The organism is Clostridium sp. AF32-12BH (assembly GCF_003477935.1).
Classification (GTDB): domain Bacteria; phylum Bacillota; class Clostridia; order Lachnospirales; family Lachnospiraceae; genus Brotaphodocola.
In genome coordinates this window covers 26,294-46,387 of record NZ_QUEH01000008.1, presented here as the reverse complement: position 1 = coordinate 46,387, position 20,094 = coordinate 26,294, and the positions used below count along the sequence as shown (strand labels likewise).

Sequence of the window (20,094 nt, the reverse complement as noted above, 5' to 3'; positions counted from 1 at the left end):
CCCATAACGGGCTGTAATCAACCATTGAAAAGTCCTCCTAAGAACAATCATAGCTGAATTACGGATAAATCAACATTGTGCATATATGCACAATGTTGTATACTGGTTAGAAGGAGGTAAGAGAATATGCAGGAATTTGACTATAGTAATGAAACATCGAATGATTTGTATGATGCGGTGGATGGGCTGTCTTATGAGGAAGCGGTATTTGCCAAGGAAGCTATTGAAAAAATAAAAGAGGAAAAAGAAGAGAAAAAGGTCATGAAATTTAAAAAATGGTTTAATGAGGCTCTTTTCCCGATTCTTAATGAATTTGCTGCTGTTTCCGGATGCTGCCTTAAAATTGATCAGGATGCGTGTGGCGGTATGACAGTAACATTAAGGAGCAAGTATGGCGTTGATATCACTGCAAACCAGAAACAAATGCACATGGCAATAGCATTCGCAGACCACATTGCTGTAAACAAGTGGTCTGGAGCTGATGAGGTGGAACTTACTCTCATATATGGTATTCCTGAAGAAGATTAAGAATTGAATGGATGAGAAAAGGTTCATCCTATTAGCAAAACACTAATGAGATGGACCTTTCATTGAATTCTCTTAATAAATGCAGTATTGAGGTGCTCCCCCGGATGCCAGAAGATCATCAATACCTTTTCCATTTTCTTCTTTCCAGTTTGCAATTACGACTGGGATGCCAGCGGTTTTTAGTCCGTCTGCCAGTGATTTTTCGCACGATAAAACCCGCTCATTATGAAGCTTGTCTGCATCAAATGCAACAACAACCATTTTCATTCCCAGTTCTTTCATTTGAGAAAGGACACCGTCATCTAAAATAAGAGAATAGGAATTGACCCCGGGAAGAGTTACCACCGGAGTCGATAAGGCGTTGGATGCAAATAGTCCTTTTGGCTCACCCTCCGTGATGTACCAAAGGGAGGATGTTTTGGCAAAAGGAAGGCCGTAAAAACTGCATTGGTTTGCAGCCGCGCAGCCCTTTTTATAGATGTTGGCCAATATTCCACGTGTTGCAGCCTGAGAATCCTGATAGTAGGAAGCCAGGGTTCTGTATTTTCCTTTTTGCGGGAGAAATTCTTTCTCTCCTCCAGGGGTTACAAAGTAAACTCCCTTCATGCTGATGAAATATTTTTTACCTTCGGCATAGTAGAAACGATCCTGGCCGGAAGTGATCACGGTTGCATCAATGTCAGAAAAATCTTTCCGGATCCGAAGACGAAAGGTGTTCCCATCGAGGTCATACATCGGAAATACCAGTCCACTTGGGCCGGCAAAGGTCCACTGCTCTCCTTTTAAATACGCCCCGGGAATTCCTTCGAGTGAATTTGATCCAAATTTCTGTAGAATTAGATCTGCAAGCCTGGCTCTGGTTATATTTCTGGTGCGGTATCGGTTATGGTACTTTACCCGCAGGCTGTCCTCTTCTGGAAATGATACAATATGATGCTTTTCAATCAGTTCATCCGTCCAACCCTGGCTATGAAGATAAGCCTTGTGTGCCGGGTCAAGGATCAGAAGATTTTGCATATAGGTGTAAATACTGCTGCAGTTTTCATTGTTTTTGGGCACAATCTGATCAACCGGTTTCAGTTCCCTTTTTTGTGGTTTTGAAATATGCGAATAATTCATTCCGGTTTTCTTTTTCCGGAGCAGTTCGTACTGAGTGCGTTCTTCATAGATGGAACTGCCGGAACCTTTTGCGCTTCCGATGAACACATATTCCTGGCCATCGGAACCGATCATATTGCACTTTTCTTTATCACGCTGGCAGCAGATGAGCTCACCACCGTAATCTTCCGGTGTCCAATAGCCACACCAGTCTTCATGCTGACAAATGGGGCATTTTCTGGCCCTGCTTACCCCTTTCCATGCATCGCTCATGTTCTTCTCCTCCTGTAAATATGATATTTGTTTGCTTTTTACCGCCATGTAGCGGAGTATGTCAGTCCTGCTGACGCATATGATTGCCTGTCGGCATCATTTTCGCATAAAAAAGGGCATATCAATCCCGGATGAGATCGTATGCCTTTCACATAGCGAATTATATTTGAAAAAAATGAGTACCGTTTTATTATATCTGCTTCACAAATGCTTGTCAACAGCGCTGAAACCCTGTTCGGCGAAGGGAAAGCCTTTGAAAGGACTGCAAGTTAAACACTCATGGGAAGGTTAAGAGATGCAGACCAGTCAGATTAATTCCAATATCTGTTGGATGTTCTTTTTGCCAAATGAGGTTTTATCCTGATTGATAATCAGACAGGGAACGCTCATAACATGATATTTTTCTTTTAAATCTGGAAAATGGGCAATATCATATACTTCAGCCGTTACGAGAGGGTTTAGGGAAGCAATCCTCTGTGCGGCCGTCACAAGATCCGGGCACATGGTACAGGAAAGTGATACCAGGACCTGCAGATGAACGTTATGCTGGATTGCCAGTATTTTTTCTCTTATTACAGGATCAAGTGGCTGCCCAGGCCCTGCAGCATTATATAATCCCAGAATAAAGGACGTAAATTCATGCCCTCCAGGGACGCCGTGAAAAGCCAGCCCTGTCTGCTCTCCGCTTTCGGTTAATACATCCACAAAAGGAAGCGAAGCACCGGTCTCTGCAGAAGGGACGCGTTCGTGCACAGTCAACTTATCTGTATATTTTGCCAGTTCTGTCATATAATTTTCTAATTCCTGGCTCACGGGCCGGGAATCCAGATGCAGCTCAAGCTGCAATTTCCGTTCCATTTTGGCAAATACCGTATTTAACTGGTTTATGATATCCTGTGAGAAAAAACTATTTGAGGATTTTACATCTGGCGCGGCACCTTTTTTAACCGCCTGTTTTGCATGGATACCGGTTCTTCCCTGCATGGCAGCCGCATATTTTTCCAGCTCCGTAGCGGCGGTAGCACCATCTCCCACTGCCGTTACTACCTGGCGCAGATTTTTCTGGCACACATCACCGGCTGCATAAATTCCTTGGCAGCTGGTCTGCCGGCTCTTATCGGTTATCACATATCCATGGGGATCCAGATTTACCAGTTCTTTTACCAGTGATGTGTTTGGCTCATAACCTGCAAATACAAACACTCCGAACGTGTCATTTGCAGAATCAAAGAGAGTTTCCTTTCCGGTATTTCTATTTCTGTAGCAGATCCTGCGCAGCATGTGGTCACCCTCAACACAAATAACTTCGGTATTTGTCAGGACGGTAATCTTAGGATGATTTTTGGCTGCTTCTGCAACAGCTTTTGCGCAGGAAAAATCATCGTCTCGGATCAAAATGGTCACATGGCTTGCGAATTTGGTGAGGAATACACTCTCTTCTGCCGCTGCAAATCCTCCGCCGATTACAAAGATTTCTTTCCCGTAGAAGAATTCTCCGTCACAGGTTGCACAGTAAGCTACTCCATGACCGCGGAACTCTGCCTCACCTGGAAAGCCGATCATTCTTGGATGGGCGCCTGTTGCAAGCAGAATTCCAAAGCTTTGGAAGCTGTCCTTGTCTGTAGTGCTTTCCCAGAGTTCTGCTCCGGATGCAGTTTCTTCTTTTTTTAGCGCAGTAACTTCCCTTAATAGAAATTCAGCTCCAAAAAACTCGGCCTGTCTGCGCATGGTTTCTGTCAGTGCTCTCCCGCTGGTTTTCTCAATGCCTGGATAATTTACCACTTCATCAGTGATGGTGACCTGGCCGCCGAATTTCTCTTTTTCAAGGATAAGGACACGATAGCGGGCACGTGCAAGATATAATGCGGCGGTCAGTCCGGCCGGCCCTCCGCCGATCACTACTACATCATAGAAATTTTCCTTTTCCATCAGAGCATACCTACCAGATCAAGGCTTGGTTTTAAGGTTTCTGCACCAGGTTGCCATTTGGCCGGGCATACTTGATCGCCATGTTCTGCTACGAACTGGCATGCCTGAAGGCGGCGAAACAGTTCATCCGCATTACGGCCAACATTGCCCGCATTTATTTCGTATACAACGATTTTTCCCTCTGGATTTACGATGAAGCTTCCTCTCTCGGCCATTCCATCGGACTCAATCAATACCCCAAAGTCCTTACATAATACATGAGCGGGATCGGCCAGCATTGGGTATGCGATCTTACCAATTCGCTCAGAGTGATCGTGCCATGCTTTGTGTACGAAATGAGAATCTGTAGAGACCGAATAAACTTCGCATCCTGCTTTTAGAAACTCTGGATATTTGTTCTGAAGATCTTCCAGCTCCGTAGGGCATACAAAGGTAAAGTCTGCCGGATAGAAGAAAAAGAGACTCCATTCTTTCATGATATCGTTTTTGGTTATGGTTTTAAATTCACCATTCTGATAAGCCTGAACAGAAAAATCATTTATTTCTTTGTTGATCATTGACATCTTCGCAGTCCTCCTTTATGGAGTAATGGTTCCCAGAAGCACATCAAGTTATGCGGAGACCGCGCTGCAACAATGACGTTTGCATAGAGAAAGGCATCAATCTTATGGCAATCAGAAACAAAAAAGACATACAAAGTCCATTGGGCTTATATGTCTTTTACCTGCAGCTCCTAAAACCAATCTGTTACGATATGGTACGGATCCATGGTTTCTGCAGTGATATAGTATTCGCCGGTTGCAGGGACAGGCTGCCCGTCCGGGCCGATGATCTTTGCATCAGCACTTATTTCTGCCAGGGGAAGTAAGGTTGTGCAGGGTTTGATTAAGCACAGTGGGTTGTTCTCAACAATTTTGTATAGATACTTTCTTTTGTCCCCGAACCGCTCTACCACAACGCCGGCTCTGGGACTTCTTAAGGTCATTTTCATATTCATATCCTTCTTAAGGCCAGTATTCCAGAAAAGATCATGCTCCGAATGATACACGCAGTGGTGGGCCATTTGTCAGGCATGATCCTGCTTCACCAATTCTATCATTATTTGCGAGTTGCATCAATACAAAAAAGAGGCATTAAACACTGTGAAGAACACCAGGCCTTCATCGTCTATCACCACATTGCCGTGCATGGACGAAAACAGAAGGAATCAGCGATATTTAGTATTGCGATGGGTACAATACTGCGTTAGAACGGTTTCCTGTGCTAAATCATCAATAGCCTGGTCATATGGGGATTTGTTCTGTACAATGCAGAAAAGAAGCGTTGCAAGAAACAAGAAAAGTAAGAAACATATCAAATACATCGTAATTTTTGTCCTCCTGTGGTATTGAAACGGTTACTGATTTAAGCTTCGATCTTTCTTAGGTATCAGAAAGTGCCAGGCACTCCATATGCCCATTCGTGAATTGGTATAAGTGTTTAAGAAGTGGAATTTCTGGGTTCTTCAGCGAAGCATCGGTGCTAAAGAGTAAAGGTGTTTTAAAATGGCTGGTGTCCAGAAAGTGGTTCAATTTCCTTGCATCATCTAAAGTTTCGGCGATCACTATGCATGTCTGATAGGAAGTGGCATTTTGACGATCCAGTTCCGCTTTTAATGCCTTTTTATTTGAACGGTAGGGAAATACTAAGATCTGCCCCTGCAAACGCGTCTTAAGGCAGATATGGGGAATAGATGGGGCATTCTCAATGGCCTGCGCAAGGAATATCTGGTGATTGCTTCTCAGAATATTGATGCAGGCGCTATTGCGGACCAGAACTGTTAAAATTGTGGATGGATCATTTGCAGTACGGTTTGGAAAATGATCAAAAATTCTGGGATGCGGGAATAATAATTCCATTAATTTATTTGTAAATGAGCTTAACTGCAGGATAGACGGTCCGCTTGCTGTTCCGCCGCGAAATATGGAAAGTGGGATCAACAATCCTTTGCGTATCAGAGCATGGATGGGGTTTCGATAGGGATTACCGTTTCCGTCGGAAAAACGCTTGAATCTGTTTTCACACCCACAAAACAATAGAAAATCTCTTACCTGAGATGCGGTACAATACTGCAGCTCATAGACTATGGATAGGATGAGCAGTTCCAGATCAGACAATTCATTTTTTGTGATGGATTGCCATGCTCCTGATGATCTAGGGACCTGAATGGATTTAATGGTTGTGGTGCTATCAAATCGAAATGGGGAATAGGACATGGTATATGCGGTGGTATTCGCGTTCCTTTCATTTTCATTCACCGAAGAAGATGCCATCGGTGTGTTCCGTGGGGGTTATGATATGGGTCGGCTCTACTGGCGTTTGATCTTCTGCATCTGAGACAGCTTCAGTTGTTTCTGTGGTCAGATCCGTCTGGACCTGGGGTTCTGGAATGGATTTTTTATTTCCTGCGAGGAAATAATTTCCTGGTTTGCCTGAAGAAAAATACCCGTTTGATGATATGTGGGCAACGCTGAATCGTTTTTCAAAAACGGATGGATGCAACGGTCCTGGCATGAATGGCTCCCATTCGATCTTTAGTCTTGGGGCGCTCTTCTCTCTCGGTTTGGGCAGAAAATTCACTTTTCCCCTAAAGGGATAAATGGGTGAAGAATTGTTTACGGAAAAGAATATAACTTCCTGAAAGCCCAAATACCGGAATACCGTGCCAGAAAAACGTTCGGATAAGGTAGGTGTAGAGCGCCTGGAATATGAGTAAGCCGGTAGCTCTGCGGTGATTGCTGTTTCCGTAACAGTTTCCTGTGTGACGTGTTCCAGGGTCTCGCCAGCCATTTTGGAAAAGATATCCATTTCCGTGGTGCTTACGCGTCCAAATATGATCTGGTGTGCGCAGTTACCGAGCATGATGCTGTCAAGCTGTATCTTCTTTACCTGATCCAGTGTCTGGATGGCACAGATGACAGCAACCCGGTACTGGCGGAACAGTGTGAAGAAACTTTGCAGTTTCGGATGCAGGAGCACAGGAAGCTCATCGATGTAAATAAAATTTTTGATACGGTCATTTTCTGATCCAGGACGCCTGAGGACGGCCGTTTCATAGGAAAGCAGGAAAAACAGGCCAAAACCGGTTGCCACAGAATCGCCTCGCTCAAGGGCATAATTTAATATGATGATCTCACCGTACTCCAGGGCTTTATCAATATCAACGGTCTCTTCTGCTTCAAAAACATCGCGGACCAGAGGATCATTTAGGAAATTGTTGATCAGGTTTCGCAGACCATTGCAGCGATCGTACATATTTGCTTTATTTTCGCCCAGAAGGTCATTGTTGATAGTGGTGTATACCTGCTGCCACTGCCCTACATCCACAACTTCAGCAACCTGTTCTGTGCGGTCATTTCCGCTGTCTCTGACGCTGTGAACGGAATAGTGCTTAATAAGTGCATCCAGATATGGGCGGCAGCGACTACAGTCGTTGATCAGGTTCTGCACATCGGATGCTTTGGGAACCTGTCCGGGGTGCACCAGATGGTAAGTCAGCATTAATAGTTCTGCTATGCTGACAGTTACTGTTTCGTTGAGACTCGAAAAATAAGGATCGGATACGCCTGACTGGTCATAAATGGACTGGACTACGGTAGCGAAATTGGAGGCCTGGGCCGTGATGGTGGTTGCCAGCTCCTTTCCGGTCAGTGCGGGATCGATTTTAAAAGGATTGAAGCCGGTGAAACCTTCTTTGTGTTTTCTGTCTTTTAAAATCGGGTCAATCCTATGGATCTTCAGTTTGCGGTTTTTGGCCATATGGTAGCACTGATCCGCCCATGCCGCATTGGGCGCAACCACGGTGATGCCAGCGGATTGAGAGTCAAACTTGAGATGCCGGTACAACTCTCTTCTGCTGGCATTTTCTTTTTCAATCTGTTTGTCTGCGTTTGGATTTTCTAAAAGTATCGGCTCAAAGTAATTGATGGAAAAATCAGTTCCATTGAATGGGGCGCAAATCCGTAATTTCCCCTCTTTCAGGGCTTTGTAGCAGGCTTTTTTCTGATAATCCTCGTTATATACTTTCTGATCAAGGTCGTCCGCAATGGCAACCGTGAGCACACTGGATGTTTTTGCGGTGCCGGTTGTACCGTCACAGTACATATGCAAAAATCGGTCCAACTCTTTTACAACAAACTGGGATCCCGTTGAAAGATAGCGGACTGCTTTAAAATCATAAGCAAATTCTTTGGATTTCCGGAAATCTATGTACTGATCGAGTTTAAAGCGATCGATTTCATCCAGGACTAGGTCCGAAGAGAATGTGCCATATAACTTGCATCCGATATAGATGGGGATCAGAGGCGGAAGTCCGGCAAATAAGAAAACGCCCAGCTGCATGATCATGTCCTTACCAATGTACTCTCCCACCGGAATAATTGAGAGAAAATGGATCAAGGACGGATAAAAGCTGCTCATTATGAACTTCTGGATGATTATTAGATCATTCAATGCTAGGAGGATGAGACTACCATATTTATACAGATGGTAGTTCCAAAAAACGTATCTGGTAGAATACATCCAGATAATCGGAGGCACAAATAGCCAGAAAAGTGCCATTACGAGCGATAATAAATGATTTCTTAAGCAGTGATTGGAAAGATTAGAAATGGACATGATAATAATAAATAAATTTATTATTATGTTGAGAAGTAAAAATACATAAAATACACCGATCAGAGCAGGGCTCTGGCTATACTTTTTAAAATCCTTCCAGAAATCGGATACAGTTACGGTGTCGGAATCAAGGATATAGTCCTGATCATCCCCAAATGGTAAGGGCTGCATCTTTCGATTGATGGAATTGTACAACTCTCCTACTTTATCGCGTAGTATTTTTAAAATCAAACTGAGCATAAATGCATTCCTGCCTTTTCATTGAAAATATGTTACTGGTTACTGAATGAGACTGCCATCGGATTGAAAACTATAGGTTTTCCCTTGGATCACTACCGTGTTAAGGTTTAGAGATCCGTTTTTATGGAACAGATATATCTTTCCGTGAATTTTTTGCCAGCCCGTGACCATGGCTCCAGACTGATCGAAATAATATCTTTGATGATCGATCGTCCGCCAGCCGGTGGTCATAATGGATGACGTGGGATCAAAGAAGTATTTTTTGCCTGCTTTTGAATACCACCCGCGAACTGCTCTTCCGCTGTTTTCATCGTGATATGTCCATTGTTCATTGAATGATTGCCATCCAGTCAGCAGCTCGCCGCTTTCGTTAAAAGTGTAATAGTCTCCGTTTATGAGGTATCGGCCACTTATAAGGTATTCGCTATCATATTCAGCGCGTTCGGTGGAAGTAAGTTTATAGAGTTGCGAACCATTTTTCTTCTGCCAGTATCCTGTATAATAGCCGATATCTTCAGAAGATAGATATTTTGAATGATTATAAGCCAGCTCTGCTTTTTTACTGGTATACAGGTACGTTTGGTCGCTGGCAGCTTCGACTTTAAAAATATAATCTCCTGGTTTTGAATATAGAATTTCTCTGGTGTTGATAGAGGTTGTGCTGCATGTAAGTTCTTTTCCACGTTGGGTAAGACGGCCGTCCTTTTCGATGGTGTATATAGTCACATGATATGAGTCGGCATGCTCAACAGGATCCCATTCTGCGTCCGTCCCTTTCCAGCGGAGTTGCTGTGGCTGATTTAAAACCATTGGAAGCGGATAGGCATGAAGGGTAAAACTGCAGGATGAGTAATCTTCAGATATAGAGAGTCCCTGTATTGTCCCGGAATCTGAAAGACAATTTCGCTCTTTTAACCATTCGAAATCATACCCTTTTTTAGCATTAAGGGTAATCTTATAGTCCATATAAGAACCGATTGGTAAATCGCTGGCATCATACATTCCCTGATAAGTGATGGTATACTCGGAACGGCCGGGCTTAAAAGATACTTGATCTGGATTGATTTCGCCCTCCTTTGCTTTATAAATTCTCTGGATGTTTACGCTGGTGATCTTTTTGGTGTCAGCGGCATATGCTGGGATCGTCAATATGATGAACATGAATATGAGGAAAATAATGGGAACTGATTTCATTTTTATCATCTTAAAATCCTTTCACAAATTCAAATTTTGGGCACAAAAAAACATAACATAATCGGCTGCAGCAATTCTGCAGATTGATTATGTTATGCCGGAAAGCGGGTTTTGTAATAGGTATTTTATCACATCAGATGAGCTTTGTAAATTCTTACCTGATCAGAAATACTTATCAACGCTCAAACGATAATTTTTCACTTACCATATTGAATTCGCGAAAAAGCTTTTCACTATCATCTTTTTTGATAATGGATGTAATGGTGGTTCGGTTGAGACCGCTAATGGCGGTCAGAAGTTCGATCGACTCGCCCTGACGGTGCAGTTTGACAATTGCATCTCGTTTTTTCTTTGTTATATGCATGGTCATCATCCTTTTTATTCTAGGCCAGCAAATGCACTGTTCATGAATATATTATCGGAATTATTTTCCTCGGTAGTTCTACTTGAAGCGGTTTCGGTATCCTTATTTTCAGAAACAACTTTTGAGGTATCCTGTTTCATGGAAGATGTTGATTTCGTTATCGCTTCATTGGAACTATTATCAGTAGGATTTTCGTTTACCACCGGTACATATGAAAGTGCCACACTACTCTTCTCTTCTCGGGCTGTTGATCCGAAAGTAAGCTCGGCTATTTTCATATCCATTTCTGCTTGTGTATAACGGATGGGCGTATCTGTACTGATGGATTGTTCCAATATATACTCAATCGTTCGGCGTTTATTGAGGCTTGCCATTTTTAAATCGTTTTCCCATTTGACAAGTGATTCATTGCCTTTAATGCGGATCTGAAATACTTTTGGAAGCTCTTCAAGGGAAATGTCTTTCGGTGCGTAGCCGATTAAGAGAAATTGCCGCTTGATTGCGTAATTTAGTACGGCAGCGGTCAAGAATGACATTGCTTGACCGCTGCGGTTATGATACCACGTAGCGAAATGTGGCGCATTAGCTGTATTGATGTTGATTTGAATGTAGCTAGCCATTATTTGTACCTGTTTTTGAGCTGTTTATGCAGTCCGATTACAATAGCGTACATTGGAGAAATTTCGGATCCATCATCAGCACGATTTGTTAAAACCACTTTTGTAAGTCCATGATGTTCAGCCATGTATTTTTTTATGTGAGGATAATATGCGATTCCGGTGCCGCCGGTTATGAACATATTTTCAACGTCATCCAATGAATATTTTCCTTCTAATAGGCTACACAGTTTGATAGCTTCTTCTGCCAAAACTTTTTCGTAGATATCCTTTACATTGATCACGGTTGTGTTCTTACGAACTGCTGGATTACCTTCGCCTCTGGCATGATACTGTACCTGAAGATAACTAAAGTCCTCTCTTCCAGCATCTTTTACCTTCTCTTCAACATACTTATCAATGTTGTACATTGCATGATCTGTATCACTGAACGCGGTTTCTGGATTGATCGACAGATTCTTTGCCAGTTCAAATAATCCAACTGTTTTATATCCAGCATCCATCATGATACACGGTAAGGCCTTCTTATCAATAGTTAAATTACCGTCTGATGATGCACCTTGGAAAAGAAAAGCTGTGATTACCTGTGCGTTACATAAGAAATTCGCGTTTGAAAGATCCAGGTCAAAATCAAAAGTACAGGATTTGCTACCACGGCGGATTTTGAAATGATGGCGCTGCTTCAAAAATTCCTTGATCTGTGGCCATTCATTCATGCTGCCATAAGGCAAACCAATACCGATAAAATACTGCAAGTTACTGAGGTTTCTAAAAAGATGTTTGTCAACATCTTTTTCAGGATTATAGACGGTATCATATGCTACTATCGAGTATCCGATTGCTGCGAGTAAACTAATATGGAAAGTTCTGTCTTTAAAACGTTGTTTGTTTCGGTTACTATCAAGTTCTTCAGCATACATTTTTAAATTGGATTTCATACTGATGATTTGATCGATACTGTCACCGAACATGTATACAGATCCCTTGTATTCTATGTAGGTGTTGTCGCCATCTGCTACTGATAAAGCATTAATAGAATTGGTGACATCAATCATTTTAGATGAAAAGGCGAGTAAATAGTCGCCGATACAGCACTTAAATTTATCAAATCCGCAGTCAACACTCAAATATAATTTCTGGTCCATTCTTTTTCCTGCTGCTCACCCTCTCTTTTTATTACATAGATGGCAGCTTTCCCTTTCTTTTTAATTAACATCAATTTTATTATTATATCTTATGTTTTCGATGCTGTAGAACTACTAAGCCAATTTATTATTATCAAAAATAATAATGACGTTACCATTATAATACTGTGTATTTACGGAAATGTCAATATTATTATCTTCTTGAAATAGGATTGATCTAAATAAATGGCGCAAGAATTGCGTATTAGTGGCACTATAGTTGCACTGAAATGGCGATATAATGTCGCGATGATGGCATATAAATGGCGCGCTATAACCTTGATTTTGGTAAATGGCATAATAATTGCGTGATAATGGCATAATGATTGCGCTTTGATGGCGTTACTACTCTCCCACTGCTGATAAAACATAAAAATAAATTTGATGAATTCACAAAGAGAATTTTACTAATTAAACAAGTTCGAAGATGTACTTACTGAATGAAGTATCTCATGATCGATAAATAGAAATTTATCATATTTAAAATAAATCAATTCATAAAAATGATAATAATAAATATGAGAAGAAAACCGCCATAGAAAAATATAGTAAATGAATTATCAATTTTGATAATAAGAATACAATTCAAGAAACAATATAGTAATAATAACATCATCACTACTATATTAAAATGAAAATGAATGATAAATATATTTATCATTATCAAATATAGTAATAACATTATTATCATATTTAGTAATAATAAATATTCTATACATACAAAAAGGTAAAAATAAATTATTATTATCATAGCAAAAGGCCTGATTGCTGAATAAATAGCAAACATATATCTGTGTAATTTAAAGAGATTCGAACTGGAATTAAAGAATAATAGAAAATTAAGATGAGAGTAGGAGAGTGGGGTAATCAAGTAAATAAAAGAAAAAGCAATCATTAAGTATGATTGCTTTTCTAGGTATAGGATATAAATTTGTAAGATGGTATCAAATTAAAGTCCAAATAATCTTGAAAAAAACCCTTTCTTTTCTGAAGTTTGTTCACCATCATGTGAAAGCTCATCCTTTAATTTTTCGATATATTCGGATTGTTTCAATATGATTTCTTGAGCATCGCTGATAACTTGGTTGTTGAGTTCATATACTTCTTTTGAAGACGATATAATATTTTGTGCATCAGTTAACTGTTTTTGCAGCTTGTCATTTTGTCCTTTTAAAATCTCATTCTGTTTTTTTGTCTCGGAGAGTGCAGATTCATAAAACTCCCTTTGCTCTAAATAAACATCGCTAACTTTTTGGAGCAGATTTTCTATAGCTTTTTGATTTCTGGCATTAACCAAATTAAATTCATTAATAATTTGTTGATCACGTTCTGAAAGTTTATTCTTATATAAAGCCAGGATTCGCTTTCCTATAATATCAATCTGATCATCCTCATTATCGTTGTTATCATCAGCCGGCCCGTTTTCTAAAAGCTTCATGATTTCAGCATTCTGAATTCCCTTTTCTTTATAAGCAAGAATTTGCTTAAGGGTAGCATAATCAGATTCTGAATATTTGAAATTTGCACGTTTAGCATTTGCGGAAGTTGTAACGGCAACAGGATGAATATAATCGCGGAAAGTATTGATTAAGTATCGCAGATTATTCTCTGGTTTATTTAACAATTTGGCTAGCTGGCCATACGTATATAAGCCATCTATATCACTTACAATAGGACCATTATGTTCGCCTTGTTCATTTATAACAGAGCCATTATGACTACTTTGTTCAGTATCAGTTGAAGTGTCGTCAGAGTAAACAGAAGAAGAATTATCCTGAGTATCAGACTCCGCAGTTTCAGTTTTAACATCATCAAAACTCGATCCTGTGGTGTTGCTTAAGTCCTGATCAGGAACATTTTCATCTGCTTTATTACCCATAAAGTTATATTTCATGAACTCCAAAATATCACCTCTTTCATAATAACACAGTTTATTATTACTAAAAATAGTAAAAACACATGTGAAATTATTATTATTATACTAAAGCAGAATACAAAAATCAACAAATTAAGTACTGGTGGGATGAATTCTTCAATGGAGAAATCGCAGTATCATGCCACTACCCATATCCATACTTATAGTAGGTTGATACAAGGTGCGGAGTAATGACGAAATACCGGAGGAAATCTTGAGACTTTGTTTATATTATGGTAAGATAACATTGTACATTATTAACTTTCAAAAACAGGTCGTTTGGATCAGGAAGTGGCTGGAGCGTGGCTCTGGCATTAATGGCAGGAATAGAATAATTTAAAATGAGTGGGCATTGCCCTGAGGTCGATATGATCAGGGCATTGTCTATGGAGAGACTTTCCCTGTTTATATAAAACATTACAGAGAAAGTGAGGAAGATGAATGGATTTTGAGAAGAAACATCAGGAAGATCTGCAAAGACTTAGAGGTTTCCGCTTATTGGACGATGACTTCATGACTAAAGTATTTGAAGATATCTCGTGTGCGGAACTGTTACTGCGGATAATCCTGAACGATGAAGGTATCCGTGTTCTGGAAGCACACAGCCAGCGTGGTATTAAGAATTTGCAGGGACGATCCGTAAAGCTGGACATTCTTGCAGTCGATAGTCACAATCGCGTATTTAATGTAGAGGTTCAACGGAGTGACAGAGGTGCCGGCGCTAAGAGAGCCCGATACAACAGTGCACTGATCGATGCGAATGTCACCGAACCAGGTGATCAGTATGAGGATCTGAATGAGACTTTCGTGATCTTTATTACAGAAAATGATGTCATGAAGGCGGGACTCCCGATCTATCATATAGACCGGGTAGTAAGGGAAACTGGAAAATTATTTGAGGATGAGGAACATATTATATATGTAAATTCCCAGATTAAGGATGAAACAAAACTTGGACGATTGATGCATGATTTTAGTTGTACAGATGCAAAGGATATGTACAACAAGGTTCTTGCAGATCGTGTCCGGTATTTTAAAGAAGATGAGAGAGGAGTGGAGATTATGTGTCGTGAGATGGAAATAATGAGAAATCAGGCACATGAGGAAGGCATTGAAAAAGGCAGAATTATGCAGTTAATTAAGCAAGTCTGTGTAAAAATGCAGAAATTTTCTTCCGCAGAGGAAGTTGCAAATGATCTTGTTGAGCAAGACGTTCCTTTGATTCAAAAAATTATGAATGTAGCTCCTGACTTTGCTCCGGATTATAACGTTAATGATATTTATAATGCATTAAAGTTGTAGAGCTGCCAAAACGCTCCTTATGCAGAAACAATACATTAAAAGATATTTCTCTAAGGGCTTCCGAGAGGGGGCTCTTATTTTGTTCCTTACCAAATAAATGCACATCCACATTTTCCACAAAATAAGTGGAACCAAAATTCCGTCAGACTTATTGCAACGGGGTGTTGCGGTGATTTTGGTGAATTAATATTAAGTATAACGTTTTACTTTTGCGACTTCCTTTTTTCGCACCAGTTAGTTATAATTAAATTGCAACATATGCCCCCTTAAAAAAGGGAGTACTTTGTTTTTGACAATATACCAATCACAAAGATATAAAGCATTCGACAATTGCGAAGCGATCTATGGTATATTTAGCAAAAATGGTTGACATAAAGAATGAGGATATGGCCAGGAATAATATAGAAATATACTTGATTAACAAGATAAATGTTTGCTATTAAAATGGATAATTGAGTGAGAATCATATGTAGTTTACAGACAATTTTGTAAAATGAGATACGGAGGTGTATGTCAGATGATGGAAAATGAGGCATTACAGGTAATTCAGAAAATGAATGTTAAAATAAATGGAACAGAGGACGAAGTAAAGAAATTTCACGAAGCCATGGAAGTTGCAAAGAGAGCACTCAAAAAGGGAATAGAGGTTCATCCACTTGGAGCCTTGCATGATGTAAAAAAAGGTACGCTGTATACATGCTCCAATTGTGGTACCCGTTTGGGCTGGGGGCCAAATGCAGCGAGATTGGCGAATTATTGTCATGGATGCGGCCAAAAATCGACTGGAAGGGGACACCTAGAGAATAAACAATACAGCATTATAAAATATTATGCCTAAAGGGAGAGATAAAATGATATTAGACAGAGAACAGAGAGCGTCCGATCTTGCGACAAAAGCAGACAGAGATATAAGCCCAAAGCTTACAGATGAGCAGTATCATGCTCTGCTGCATTATACCTTTAAAGCCGGTTTTAAGCATCCGGTGCAGCTTCTGGAAGCGTTTGTTGGTGATTTAAGTGGATGGCACAGAAATGGATCAGATGAGGAGGAACTTGCAGGCGAATGGTTTTCGCGGGCCTATAGCGGAATGGGCGGTAGTGATTCATTCCTTTACTACCTCTACGACCACGAGACAGATATAAATGAGCTTGAGCATATTGCGGTTACGTTTGATCACGATCCGGAAGAGGTGTATGACGAAGATCCAGAAGAAGACTACAGAGAAACTTATGGGGACATTTATCCTTATGACTGGTATGAAGATTACCTGATGGATGTTCATGATGAGATCGATGCTGACCCGCGGGAAACCTGCGTGAAACTGATACGTTACCTTCTGGAAAACCAGGTAGACGGATGCATTGATTGGGGACATATAGATTTTCAATAGCTACGACCGATTCTGGCAGGAAGAGAGGGCAGGGCTGCATGAAATTTCAGATGCCAGTGCAACATATTCCACGAGTCAGGATCATCAAAAGCCCCCGCTTCAATTATTCAGAAATTGAAGCGGGGGTTAATAAGTTATCAGGATATGCAGCGGGTGTGTTGCCAGTTTCGATATTGCAATCTTAGAATTGCTTTGTTATAATCCCATCTTTGACATTTTATAAAGCCAAAAACAGCCATAGCCCCAGTGTTTATCAGGGGCGTGGCTGTTTTCGTTTTTGCATTGATATGTACTATTTTTGAAATTGTGCTATTTTTTCTGCTTCGTTTCTTTGATGATTGTCCGCATATCTGCCTTCGAGATGAATTCATAATCCGTTCGGAAACCGAAGGCTGTGTGCAGGGCATCTGTTAGTTTCGTGCGTTTGTAGGAAGGAATGTAGCCGCTGTCTTTGGACAGCAGAGTTATATTCATTTCCCGGAGTGCCTTCAAAATTTCGCTGCAAGTGAATTCTTCTCCAAGCTTCTTTTCCAGCAGGCGGTACACCAGAAGGCTGATGTAACAGGTCAGAAAGTGTGCTTTTATGCTGTCTTCCCGTCTTACAAAAACAGGTCTTGCTTCGAATTCTGTTTTTATGATCCGGAAGTTTTCTTCGATCTCCCAGCGGCGTCTGTTAATTATATTTATCTGGACGAACTCTTCAACGAAAAAGCTGTTTAATTCAATTACCCATATCCATACTTATAGCAGGTTGATACAAAGTACAGAGTAATGGCCAAATATCGGAGGAATCTTGAGACGTTGTTTTAATTATGGTAAGATAATATTGTACATTATTGGTTATCGAAAACAGATCGTTTGGATCAGGAAGTGTCTGGAGCGTGGCTTTGGCACTAGTGGCAGGAGTAGAATAATTTAAAATGAGTGGGCATTGCCCTGAGATTGATATGATCAGGGGAATGTCTACGGAGAGACTTTCCCTGTTTATATAAAATATTACAGAGAAAGTGAGGAGGATGAATGGATTTTTTTGTAAAACGAAATACGGAGGTGTATGTCAGATGATGGAAGATGAGGCATTACAGGTAATACAGAAAATGAATGTTAAAATAAATGGAACAGAGGATGAAGTAAAGAAAGTTTACGGAGCGCTGGAAGTTGCAAAGAGAGCACTCAAAAAGGGAATAGAGGCTCATCCACTTGGAGCCTTGCATAATGTAAAAAAAGGTACGCTGTATACATGTTCCAGTTGTGGTACCCGTTTGGGATGGGGACCAAATGCAGCGAGACTGGCGAATTATTGTCATGGATGCGGTCAAAAAATCGACTGGAGGGGCACACCTAGAGAGTAAACAATACAGCATTTTAAAATATTATGCCTAAAGGGAGACACGAAAAATGATATTAGAAAGAGAACAGAGAGCGTCCGATCTTGCGACAAAAGCAGACAGAGATATAAGCCCAAAGCTTACAGATGAGCAGTATCATGCTCTTCTGTATTATACATTTAAAGCCGGTTTTAAGCATCCGGCGCAGCTGCTGGAAGCGTTTGTTGGTGATTTAAGTGGATGGCACAGAAATGGATCGGATGAGGAGGAACTTGCAGGCGAATGGTTTTCGCGGGCTTATAGTGGAATGGGCGGTAGTGATTCATTTCTTTACTACCTCTATGACCACCAGGTAGATATAGATGAGCTTGAACGGATTGCGGTTACGTTTGATCACAATCCAGAAGAGGTGTATGACGAAGATTCAGAAGAAGACTACAGGGAGACTTATGGGGATATCTATCCTTATGATTGGTATGAAGATTACCTGATGGATGTTCGTGATGAAATTGATGCTGACCAACGGGAAACCTGCGTGAAACTGATACGTTACCTTCTGGAGAACCAGGTAGACGGCTGCATTGACTGGGGTCATATAGATTTTCAATAGCCACAACCGATTTTGACAGGAAAAGAGGATGGTGGCTGCCTGAAATTTCTAATACCAGTGCGGCATATTCCAAGAGACAGAATTATCGGAAGCCCTCACTTCATATTTATAAGAAATTGAAGTGGGGGTTGGTAATTCATCAGGATATGCAGCGAGTATGTTGCCAGTTTCGATATTGCAATCTTAGAATTGCTTTGTTATAATAATTTCATTAGATTATTTTTTTCAAAGATACCGCTTTTGGCGGTGAGTGAGCCCATATGGGCCTTTGGAGGGAATAGTCTATTTTTTTATATTCAAATCCCGGTTAGCGATAACTGGGATTTTTTTTATTTTAAGACTATTCCAAAAGGAGGAAACGGTGATGGAGCAAATCATCAAACAGAATACGTTCTCAAGAACGGTATTTAATGACAGTAAGCTTGGCGCTTACTACACGGATCCGGTGCATGCCACTAAAATAGGAAGGTTGTTCCGATTGCAGGGAGAATGCTGCGTTTTGGAACCATCGTTTGGTAATGCAGAAGCACTGAAGGCGTTTTTAAGTCAGTGCGAGAGGGCAGATGAAGTCGGTTCTGTCCATACATTTGGTGTGGAACTGAATCGGGAAACCTTTGAGCAGTATAAGCAGGAGATTGAATTTCCAGTATGTGCAGATTTCATTGGCGGGATCCGGGCATCGAACCGGTCATTTACATTGTGTTTTGCCAATCCGCCATATGGCGTAGGCGGAGATGATGGATCAACAAGACTAGAAAGGCTCTTTGTTGAACGCATCTTCCAGTTAATGAAAACGAAAGGATATCTTGTCTTGGTTGTTTCCTTTACCACAATGAACCTGGATGAATTTGCAAAGTCTCTGCTGGCAAGGTTTAAGCCTGTGGCCTTCTATCGTTTTGACGATGAGGAGTTTGCGAAATACAAACAGGTGGTTTTCATTGGTCAGAAGCGTGCATCGATCGGGCTATACCGGAAAGAGTACGAGGAGTGGATGAGTACAAATCCTGGGGCACCGCTTGAGAATATTCCGTACATTCCCAAAGACCCAGATACACGCATGGAAGTTCCCGTATCGCTGGAGAGTGAGATTGAGCTCTTTACAACGAAGGAATTCGATGAGGCAATTCTGCTTCATAATACGAGTGCATTGGTGCCAGTGCTTAAAAAAGCTCTGCAGACCAACGAATATCAGTCGGTTGGCCTTGGAAAGCCAATTGTTCCGCTGAAAAAAGATCTGCTGTATCTGTCTGCGATTGCGGGAGGCGGACAGGGCCTGGCCGGAAATGAAGACCGCGGCGATTTACACCTGCAAAGAGGACAGGCAAAGCCAGTTCGGGTCGAAACTCCGGAGATTAATGATGATGGAGATATTCATTCTGTTTTAGTCACAACACGCAACCAGATCACGCTGCATGTGATTGATAATTTCGGGACGATCCGAGAGTTAGCATAGGGGAGGGCAGTG

Annotated in this window: 19 protein-coding genes; 7 read left to right on the top strand and 12 right to left on the bottom strand. The window is 41.0% G+C overall.

Going from position 1 to position 20,094, the window contains the following annotated elements:
• Positions 1 to 126: 126 nt before the first annotated feature.
• Complete coding sequence (locus DWZ40_RS09495) at positions 127 to 528, top strand: hypothetical protein (protein WP_118542818.1); 402 nt, start codon at positions 127 to 129, stop codon at positions 526 to 528.
• A 72-nt stretch (positions 529 to 600) separates the two neighbouring features.
• On the opposite strand, the gene DWZ40_RS09490 is transcribed toward DWZ40_RS09495, so the two are convergent.
• The 11 genes from DWZ40_RS09490 to DWZ40_RS09435 all read right to left on the bottom strand — a co-directional run bounded on the left by DWZ40_RS09490 (position 601) and on the right by DWZ40_RS09435 (position 13,962).
• The gene (locus DWZ40_RS09490) at positions 601 to 1,899 is read right to left on the bottom strand and encodes a DUF3854 domain-containing protein (protein ID WP_182431700.1); all 1,299 of its coding nucleotides are present in this window, start codon (positions 1,897 to 1,899) and stop codon (positions 601 to 603) included.
• Positions 1,900 to 2,205: 306 nt separating this feature from the next.
• The gene (locus DWZ40_RS09485) at positions 2,206 to 3,828 is read right to left on the bottom strand and encodes an FAD-dependent oxidoreductase (protein ID WP_118542816.1); all 1,623 of its coding nucleotides are present in this window, start codon (positions 3,826 to 3,828) and stop codon (positions 2,206 to 2,208) included.
• The gene (ahpC, locus tag DWZ40_RS09480; RefSeq protein WP_118542815.1) at positions 3,828 to 4,391 is read right to left on the bottom strand and encodes an alkyl hydroperoxide reductase subunit C; all 564 of its coding nucleotides are present in this window, start codon (positions 4,389 to 4,391) and stop codon (positions 3,828 to 3,830) included. The genes DWZ40_RS09485 and ahpC overlap by 1 nt, the downstream gene beginning before the upstream one ends.
• A 170-nt stretch (positions 4,392 to 4,561) precedes the next feature.
• Positions 4,562 to 4,825 carry a hypothetical protein gene (locus tag DWZ40_RS09475; RefSeq protein ID WP_147354175.1) on the bottom strand — a complete coding sequence of 88 codons (264 nt, stop codon included), beginning with the start codon at positions 4,823 to 4,825 and terminating at the stop codon, positions 4,562 to 4,564.
• Between the two features lie 424 nt (positions 4,826 to 5,249).
• Positions 5,250 to 6,140, bottom strand: coding sequence for a hypothetical protein (locus DWZ40_RS09470; protein WP_147353369.1), 891 nt, complete (start codon positions 6,138 to 6,140; stop codon positions 5,250 to 5,252).
• Entirely contained in the window at positions 6,118 to 8,238 is a 2,121-nt protein-coding gene (locus DWZ40_RS09465; protein WP_207664499.1) for a TraM recognition domain-containing protein, read from the bottom strand. Before DWZ40_RS09465 ends, DWZ40_RS09470 begins: the two co-directional genes overlap by 23 nt.
• 525 nt (positions 8,239 to 8,763) lie before the next feature.
• The gene (locus DWZ40_RS09460; RefSeq protein ID WP_118542811.1) at positions 8,764 to 9,927 is read right to left on the bottom strand and encodes a hypothetical protein; all 1,164 of its coding nucleotides are present in this window, start codon (positions 9,925 to 9,927) and stop codon (positions 8,764 to 8,766) included.
• A 166-nt stretch (positions 9,928 to 10,093) separates the two neighbouring features.
• Complete coding sequence (locus DWZ40_RS09455) at positions 10,094 to 10,282, bottom strand: hypothetical protein (protein WP_118542810.1); 189 nt, start codon at positions 10,280 to 10,282, stop codon at positions 10,094 to 10,096.
• A 14-nt stretch (positions 10,283 to 10,296) separates the two neighbouring features.
• Positions 10,297 to 10,902, bottom strand: a complete 606-nt coding sequence (locus DWZ40_RS09450; RefSeq protein ID WP_118542809.1) for a hypothetical protein — start codon at positions 10,900 to 10,902, stop codon at positions 10,297 to 10,299.
• Positions 10,902 to 12,044 carry a hypothetical protein gene (locus DWZ40_RS09445; protein ID WP_118542808.1) on the bottom strand — a complete coding sequence of 381 codons (1,143 nt, stop codon included), beginning with the start codon at positions 12,042 to 12,044 and terminating at the stop codon, positions 10,902 to 10,904. The genes DWZ40_RS09450 and DWZ40_RS09445 overlap by 1 nt, the downstream gene beginning before the upstream one ends.
• 988 nt (positions 12,045 to 13,032) lie before the next feature.
• The gene (locus tag DWZ40_RS09435) at positions 13,033 to 13,962 is read right to left on the bottom strand and encodes a MerR family transcriptional regulator (protein WP_195715018.1); all 930 of its coding nucleotides are present in this window, start codon (positions 13,960 to 13,962) and stop codon (positions 13,033 to 13,035) included.
• 477 nt (positions 13,963 to 14,439) lie between these two features.
• Here DWZ40_RS09435 and DWZ40_RS09430 point away from each other — a divergent pair, with 477 nt between their 5' ends.
• The 3 genes from DWZ40_RS09430 (at position 14,440) to DWZ40_RS09420 (ending at position 16,691) form a co-directional block, all read left to right on the top strand.
• Positions 14,440 to 15,300 (top strand): PD-(D/E)XK nuclease family transposase, encoded by an 861-nt coding sequence (locus DWZ40_RS09430; protein ID WP_118542805.1) that lies wholly within the window; start codon positions 14,440 to 14,442, stop codon positions 15,298 to 15,300.
• Between the two features lie 517 nt (positions 15,301 to 15,817).
• Entirely contained in the window at positions 15,818 to 16,138 is a 321-nt protein-coding gene (locus tag DWZ40_RS09425; RefSeq protein ID WP_118542804.1) for a hypothetical protein, read from the top strand.
• Between the two features lie 13 nt (positions 16,139 to 16,151).
• A complete protein-coding gene (locus tag DWZ40_RS09420) occupies positions 16,152 to 16,691 on the top strand; it encodes a hypothetical protein (RefSeq protein ID WP_118542803.1) in 540 nt (179 codons plus the stop codon).
• Between the two features lie 309 nt (positions 16,692 to 17,000).
• On the opposite strand, the gene DWZ40_RS20450 is transcribed toward DWZ40_RS09420, so the two are convergent.
• Positions 17,001 to 17,165, bottom strand: a complete 165-nt coding sequence (locus tag DWZ40_RS20450; protein WP_347560068.1) for a hypothetical protein — start codon at positions 17,163 to 17,165, stop codon at positions 17,001 to 17,003.
• A gap of 587 nt (positions 17,166 to 17,752) precedes the next feature.
• On the opposite strand from DWZ40_RS20450, the gene DWZ40_RS09410 reads away from it, so the two are divergent.
• The 3 genes from DWZ40_RS09410 to DWZ40_RS09400 all read left to right on the top strand — a co-directional run bounded on the left by DWZ40_RS09410 (position 17,753) and on the right by DWZ40_RS09400 (position 20,082).
• Complete coding sequence (locus DWZ40_RS09410; RefSeq protein ID WP_118542802.1) at positions 17,753 to 18,043, top strand: hypothetical protein; 291 nt, start codon at positions 17,753 to 17,755, stop codon at positions 18,041 to 18,043.
• Between the two features lie 46 nt (positions 18,044 to 18,089).
• On the top strand, positions 18,090 to 18,629 hold the full coding sequence (locus tag DWZ40_RS09405; protein ID WP_118542801.1) for a hypothetical protein: 540 nt from the start codon (positions 18,090 to 18,092) through the stop codon (positions 18,627 to 18,629).
• Between the two features lie 364 nt (positions 18,630 to 18,993).
• A complete protein-coding gene (locus tag DWZ40_RS09400; protein ID WP_118542800.1) occupies positions 18,994 to 20,082 on the top strand; it encodes a DUF6094 domain-containing protein in 1,089 nt (362 codons plus the stop codon).
• The last annotated feature ends 12 nt before the right edge of the window (positions 20,083 to 20,094 follow it).

Bases quoted from the DNA above. Each gene is read 5' to 3' on its own strand.
- DWZ40_RS09495 (WP_118542818.1), top strand. From the start codon at position 127: ATGCAGGAATTTGACTATAGTAATGAAACATCGAATGATTTGTATGAT.
- DWZ40_RS09490 (WP_182431700.1), bottom strand. From the start codon at position 1,899: ATGAGCGATGCATGGAAAGGGGTAAGCAGGGCCAGAAAATGCCCCATT.
- DWZ40_RS09485 (WP_118542816.1), bottom strand. From the start codon at position 3,828: ATGGAAAAGGAAAATTTCTATGATGTAGTAGTGATCGGCGGAGGGCCG.
- ahpC (WP_118542815.1), bottom strand. From the start codon at position 4,391: ATGTCAATGATCAACAAAGAAATAAATGATTTTTCTGTTCAGGCTTAT.
- DWZ40_RS09475 (WP_147354175.1), bottom strand. From the start codon at position 4,825: ATGAATATGAAAATGACCTTAAGAAGTCCCAGAGCCGGCGTTGTGGTA.
- DWZ40_RS09470 (WP_147353369.1), bottom strand. From the start codon at position 6,140: ATGGCATCTTCTTCGGTGAATGAAAATGAAAGGAACGCGAATACCACC.
- DWZ40_RS09460 (WP_118542811.1), bottom strand. From the start codon at position 9,927: ATGATAAAAATGAAATCAGTTCCCATTATTTTCCTCATATTCATGTTC.
- DWZ40_RS09455 (WP_118542810.1), bottom strand. From the start codon at position 10,282: ATGCATATAACAAAGAAAAAACGAGATGCAATTGTCAAACTGCACCGT.
- DWZ40_RS09450 (WP_118542809.1), bottom strand. From the start codon at position 10,902: ATGGCTAGCTACATTCAAATCAACATCAATACAGCTAATGCGCCACAT.
- DWZ40_RS09445 (WP_118542808.1), bottom strand. From the start codon at position 12,044: ATGGACCAGAAATTATATTTGAGTGTTGACTGCGGATTTGATAAATTT.
- DWZ40_RS09435 (WP_195715018.1), bottom strand. From the start codon at position 13,962: ATGGGTAATAAAGCAGATGAAAATGTTCCTGATCAGGACTTAAGCAAC.
- DWZ40_RS09430 (WP_118542805.1), top strand. From the start codon at position 14,440: ATGGATTTTGAGAAGAAACATCAGGAAGATCTGCAAAGACTTAGAGGT.
- DWZ40_RS09425 (WP_118542804.1), top strand. From the start codon at position 15,818: ATGATGGAAAATGAGGCATTACAGGTAATTCAGAAAATGAATGTTAAA.
- DWZ40_RS09420 (WP_118542803.1), top strand. From the start codon at position 16,152: ATGATATTAGACAGAGAACAGAGAGCGTCCGATCTTGCGACAAAAGCA.
- DWZ40_RS20450 (WP_347560068.1), bottom strand. From the start codon at position 17,165: ATGAATATAACTCTGCTGTCCAAAGACAGCGGCTACATTCCTTCCTAC.
- DWZ40_RS09410 (WP_118542802.1), top strand. From the start codon at position 17,753: ATGATGGAAGATGAGGCATTACAGGTAATACAGAAAATGAATGTTAAA.
- DWZ40_RS09405 (WP_118542801.1), top strand. From the start codon at position 18,090: ATGATATTAGAAAGAGAACAGAGAGCGTCCGATCTTGCGACAAAAGCA.
- DWZ40_RS09400 (WP_118542800.1), top strand. From the start codon at position 18,994: ATGGAGCAAATCATCAAACAGAATACGTTCTCAAGAACGGTATTTAAT.